4 protein-coding genes are annotated in these 5,697 nt (G+C 51.9%); all 4 read left to right on the top strand.

All coding sequences use genetic code 11. The annotated features are described in order from the left end of the window. The first annotated feature begins 92 nt into the window (after positions 1-92). The 4 genes from AUK29_00165 to AUK29_00180 all read left to right on the top strand — a co-directional run bounded on the left by AUK29_00165 (position 93) and on the right by AUK29_00180 (position 5,470). Positions 93-1,346: a hypothetical protein gene (locus tag AUK29_00165; GenBank protein OIP66719.1), complete on the top strand. Its 1,254-nt coding sequence runs from the start codon at positions 93-95 to the stop codon at positions 1,344-1,346. 159 nt (positions 1,347-1,505) lie between these two features. Further along, entirely contained in the window at positions 1,506-3,455 is a 1,950-nt protein-coding gene (locus AUK29_00170; protein OIP66720.1) for a hypothetical protein, read from the top strand. Further along, positions 3,452-4,807 (top strand): hypothetical protein, encoded by a 1,356-nt coding sequence (locus AUK29_00175; protein ID OIP66721.1) that lies wholly within the window; start codon positions 3,452-3,454, stop codon positions 4,805-4,807. The genes AUK29_00170 and AUK29_00175 overlap by 4 nt, the downstream gene beginning before the upstream one ends. A gap of 87 nt (positions 4,808-4,894) precedes the next feature. After that, positions 4,895-5,470 carry a hypothetical protein gene (locus AUK29_00180; protein OIP66722.1) on the top strand — a complete coding sequence of 192 codons (576 nt, stop codon included), beginning with the start codon at positions 4,895-4,897 and terminating at the stop codon, positions 5,468-5,470. Positions 5,471-5,697: the final 227 nt, after the last annotated feature.

Consider the following 5,697-nt stretch of genomic DNA (forward strand, 5'->3'; position numbering starts at 1 on the left):
ATGAAAGATGATTTAGATGATGATGTGAAAAAAAAACATTCACCCATGCAGAAACCTTTATTGGCAACACTGAGTTTGCCGAGGAGGGATTTATGAAAAGCATGCATCAACTCAAAGATCAAGTAACCCCCTTTTTTTTATTTTTCCTTGTTCTGTTTCTGATCTGCACAGGAATCTTTCTGCCGCACAAAGTCCGGAGTGCAATGGAAAAGAAAGGTGATGCCGCGTTTATCTTCCCGGAAGATGCCAACAAGGGCTGGAAGCTGTTTCTTTCAAAGAATTGCATCACCTGCCATACCATATGGGGTCAGGGAGACGGGACGATCGGGCCCGACCTGGGACGGATCCATATCAGCCACCTCTCCGAAGGTCAGCTGGCGACGAATATCGTCAATCACCTTCCAAACATGTGGGAAAAGATGCAGGAACAAGGAGTCCGCTTTCCCGCGATAACCGATGTGGAGATGGCCGAGATCTTTTCCTTTCTCTATTTTATCCGATACGTGGATGAACCGGGGAATCCGGATGACGGGAAAAACCTCCTCTCCTCCAAGGGATGCATCCGCTGCCATTCCATTTTAGGCAAAGGAGGAAACATCGGCCCCGACCTGACCCGGTGGGGGATCTACATCAATCCCATTGTATGGGCCCAGCAAATGTGGCAGCATGCCCCGCAAATGGAACAAGAGATGAAAAAGAAGGGGATGTCCTGGCCGGACCTTGACTCAAAGGATATGATCAACCTGGTCGCTTATGTCCAGAGCATCGGCGGCAAGATCCAGGATGAATACCATCTGGAGCCCGGATCGCCGGTGCGAGGGAGGACATTATTTGTTGAAAAAGGATGCAAGGACTGCCACACCATTGAGGGAGAAGGGAAGCATCAGGGACCGGACTTCGGCAAGATCGAGTTTCCGAGGACCCTGGCAGGGATGGCCGCGCTCATGTGGAATCATTCACCTGACATGATGAAGATCATGAAGGCCCGTGAGATCCCGAGGAAGGATATCAATCCCCAGGAGATGGCGGACATCCTTTCATATCTCTTCGCTTACAGGTATTTCGATCCTCCTGGAGACGTTCAGCGAGGTAAAAAAATATTCGAAGAGAAGAATTGCGTGATCTGTCATACCGTCGGACCGGGAGGAAGAGACGGTTCCATCGGACCCAATCTGGGGCAGCTCCATCAGATCACGATCATCAAAGTCACCCAGGCGATCTGGAACCACGGCCCCAGCATGATGCAGAAAATGAGGGATTACGGATTCTCCTGGCCGGTATTGAAAGACTCGGACTTAAACGACATCGTGGCCTATATGCAGTCCGTAAGCCTTCAGAAAGAGTAAGGAGTTCATGAAGCAAATATCAGAGTGTTGAGCGCGATGGGTTCTCCTGCGGAGTGTCGCATGTTCCATGCAGATTTTTTAAACACTTTGCTCAGACTCACGCCCTGCCGGTCTTCCAACACGTTGACTTTTTGCATGAATTCCTGTATATAATCGTCTATGAAGTCGAATAGACTCTTCTCTCACCCGAGGATACGGGCAAAACTGATTCTTGCCTTTCTTACAATCGGCCTGATCCCTGTTCTGGTATTGGGAAGCCTGAGTCTGACCAGCTCGAAGAAAGCGCTTCAAAACAGCGCCGTCATGCAGGTCCATTCAGCGCTTTCCGCCAAGGTTGAACGGCTGCAGGACGCCCTGAGGCACGCTGAAAAAGACCTCCGGCTCCTCAGCCAATCCCCTTCTCTGATCACCTTTGCGGAATTTTATCCCGGCAACGTGGTCGGCAGAAACAACCTGAACCGAATGCTGATCCGCTCGCTGGAGGATCTTGCTGAAGGGAACCCTTTATATAGTGAACTCCTCCTCTTGAACCCCGAAGGGGAGCAGGTCCTTCGCGTGTTCCGAAGGGATGGGAAGCTCATGATCCAGGGGCAGGACCTGTCCCTGAATTTCAGCAAGGAAGATTTTTTCTGGAAGGCCATGGATACAGGCCGGGGAGAGATGATCATCACCTCTTCACCTTTGAGATCCATGGAAGGAAAAGATGATTTACAGACCCTGATCTACTCAACGGCGATTTATGACCGCGGCCATACGCAAAAAGGGATCTTGAGTCTCCGGTTTCTCATCAAGGATCTTGCACGACTTGCAAGCTCCGGCGGAGACTCCATGGGCAACACCTATCTCATGGATCACCAGGGCGGGTTTATGTATCATATCGACAACAACGAACCCTATCCCATTCAAGGCGGGTTTCCCGGCACGCTCGATGAACGGACCATCCAGAAAATTCTTTCCGGGCACGAGGGGCTGATCACGGAAGAAGCAAACCGCATCCTTTCCTATACCCCCATCTTTCCCGGAATCAATGAATCGGATAATTTTTGGGTCATGGTCATTGATCTCTCACGCTCGGTCGTCTATGCCCCTGTCAGAAGATTTCTTTTCTTTCTCGGCATCATGGTCATCGCCCTGGCCGTCATCGGCGCCCTCCTCGGCATGACGGCCTCACATCACTTGGTCCGTCCCATCCTCATGCTGCATCAGGGCGCACAACTGATTGCAAAAGGAGACTTCGACCATAAAATCACGGTTCAGACCAACGATGAGATCGAGGATCTTGCCGTGCAATTCAACCTGATGGCTCAGCGGCTGAAGGAATCGCGGCGCCGCCTTACACAATGGAATGAAGATCTTCAGAAAGAGGTCGAGAAGAGGACGCAGCAGCTTTTCCAGGCCGACAAAATGGCCGCTTTGGGCGCTCTCTCTGCGGGCATCGCCCATGAAATCGGAAATCCCCTGGCTTCCATGAAGACCAATGTCCAGTTGTTAAAGGAGAACCTGGGCGAGCAGAACACGCACAGCATCTTTCTGAAAAGGATTCTCAATGAAATTGACCGGCTCAGCAAATTCTTCAGGACCTTCTCCTCTTTTGCAAGGCCGGTCAAACCTCAAATCGCCCCCTGCGACATCCGGCAGATCATCCGGGAAGTCATCCTCTTCGTGACAAAAGAAGCCGCAGCCCACGGCATTGAACTGCGGGAGGCGTTCGACCCTCATCTCCCCCTTGTACAGGTCGATTTTCAAAGGATGCAGCAGGTCTTTCTGAATCTTTTTCTGAATGCGATCCAGGCCATGCCTCAAGGCGGCGCCATCACCGTCAGCGTCCATGCCCAGAAGGAAGATGCCGTGGATGCAACGCCGGCGGAAAAGGTCATGGTCACCGTCTCAGATACCGGCCAGGGAATCCCCGATTCATTGCGTCCTAAAATTTTCGAACCTTTCTTTACCACAAAACCCAACGGCATGGGCCTCGGACTTTCCATCACGCACCAGATCGTCATGGAGAACCACGGCGCCATCTCCATGGAAAGTTCTCCGGGGAAAGGAACGACCTTCTCAATCCTTTTACAGGCCGTGAGGTTGACGGCCGCAGCGAACATCACATGAAACCGAATCTGCTCATTGTTGAAGACGACGAGTCCATGCTTTCCACCCTGGGGGATCTCTTCCAGCAGGAAGGGAAACAGGTGATCTGCGCCCCCAACGGCCAAAAGGCCATGGATGAGTTTTTCAAGAACCAGCCGGACCTGGTCCTGCTGGATATCAGGCTTCCGGACATGGACGGGCTCAGTCTGCTCAAAAAAATGAGGGAGACCGTTCCGGATCTTCTCGTGATCATCATGACCGCATACCCCGAGGTCCCCACCGCCATACAAGCCATGAAAAGCGGAGCCTATGATTACATCAATAAACCTTTTGAGCTGGATGAACTGCGTCTGGTCATCCAGAAGGCCCTGGAGACCCGCCAGTTAAAAGACGAAGTCAAACGCCTTCGGCAACAGGGGGAATACGCCTCTCTTTCCACACCGATCCTCGGCAGCAGCCCGGCCACCCTGCAGTTACATCACCTGATCCGGATGGTCGCAGAAGCGCCCAAGACACCGGTCCTTCTTTCCGGGGAATCCGGCACAGGAAAGGAACTCGCCGCCAACGCCATCCACTACCAGAGCGCCCGGGCCCATGGGGCTCTGATCAAGGTCAACTGCAGCGCCCTTCCGGAGAACCTCCTGGAGGATGAACTCTTCGGACACGAGAGAGGGGCTTTCACCGACGCAAAGGAGACTAAGAAAGGGCTCTTTGAACTGGCTGACGGAGGGAGCCTGTTCCTCGACGAAATCGGCGAGATGACCTCTTCTCTTCAACCCAAACTTCTGCGGATTCTGGAAGGGGAGCCTTTTCGACGTGTGGGAGGAACCCGTGAAATAAAAACCGATGTGAGGATTATCGCTGCAACAAACCGGGACATTTTGGACATGTTGGAAAAAAATATCTTCCGGCAGGATTTGTATTTTCGCCTCAAGGTCATGGAGATCCGTCTTCCAACCCTTAGAGAAAGAAAAGAGGATATCCCATTGCTGGCGAATCACTTTATGCATCTCCACAGCCGGGAGATGGGGCGTTCCGAGGGGACTATGACCGGGGAAGCGCTCGAGTTGCTGATGAGTTATTCATGGCCCGGGAACGTCCGGGAACTCAGGAACGTGATCGAGAGAGCGGTCATCTTAGCCCATGGCAAACCCATCGACAGGGAACACCTCCCTTTGGAACTCTGCAAGTCCGCAATTGCCGAAAGATTCAAGGAGACCGTGCCTTTATCCATGGACCTCAAGCTTGAAGATCTGGAAAGGGAATATATCTTGACCATCTTAAAGAAACTGGACGGCAACAAGTCACTGGCTGCAAAACGGCTCGGGATCTCCCGTTCGACGTTGATCGAGAGACTCAAACGCTACCATTAAAAAAAATCTTGCATTTTTAAATTGATCACCCTATACTCCTATCCCGATGAAAGGTAACTCTTCTTCATCAAATCATGGGGGGTGAATATGAGGAGAGGTTTTGCAGTACTGCCTTTTTTTGTCCTGATGACCTGGATTCTAATTTCACCGGTCATCGCCTCGGATTCAGACAGCGCGGATCATCAAGACACTTCCACCAATGAAGACGCGGTCTACAAGGGCGATCCACAGCATCCCGATATCCCTGATTTTTTCGTCCCCCCTCCCCCTTTCTCTGAAGGAATCTTCCCCTGCTCCGGTTGCCATAAGGATATGAAACCCGATAAACAGCGAAGGAAACTGGAGATGTTCCACCAGGACATCGAACTGAAGCATGCCGGTCCGCAACAGTGGTGTCTGGATTGCCATAATGCGGACGACCGGGACAAGCTCCATCTGATCGACGGGCGCCTGATCGATTTCAAGGAATCCTACCTTCTCTGCGGCCAGTGCCACGGGACCAATTTCCGGGACTGGAAGGCCGGGGTTCACGGGAAGAGGACCGGAGAGTGGAACGGCAAGAAACTTTACCGGTTATGCGTTCACTGCCACAACCCGCACCAGCCGCGCTTTAAACCACTGACACCCAAACCGCCGCCTGTGCGGCCTGATGATATCAAATAAGGACCATCTCCAAAAGAGTGGGTGAAAACATCAGGGGTCAAGGGGTCAAGGATTCCAGGGGTCAAGTGAAGTGCTTTTTAAAAACTCAAGGGTCCGAGGGGTTAAGGGGCTTAGGGTCCAAGTGAAAAGCATAGAAAAAACTGAAAGGTAACAGAAATCAAAAAAACCACTTGAATCCTTGAACCCTGGAACCCTTGAACCCTGGATCTCTATAGGTTCTTGAATCC

Source organism: Nitrospirae bacterium CG2_30_53_67, assembly GCA_001873285.1.
Lineage (GTDB): Bacteria > CG2-30-53-67 > CG2-30-53-67 > CG2-30-53-67 > CG2-30-53-67 > CG2-30-53-67.

What these genes read in the sequence shown, in the direction of transcription:
- AUK29_00165 (OIP66719.1), top strand. Translation starts at nt 93, where the DNA reads ATGAAAAGCATGCATCAACTCAAAGATCAAGTAACCCCCTTTTTTTTA.
- AUK29_00170 (OIP66720.1), top strand. Translation starts at nt 1,506, where the DNA reads ATGAAGTCGAATAGACTCTTCTCTCACCCGAGGATACGGGCAAAACTG.
- AUK29_00175 (OIP66721.1), top strand. Translation starts at nt 3,452, where the DNA reads ATGAAACCGAATCTGCTCATTGTTGAAGACGACGAGTCCATGCTTTCC.
- AUK29_00180 (OIP66722.1), top strand. Translation starts at nt 4,895, where the DNA reads ATGAGGAGAGGTTTTGCAGTACTGCCTTTTTTTGTCCTGATGACCTGG.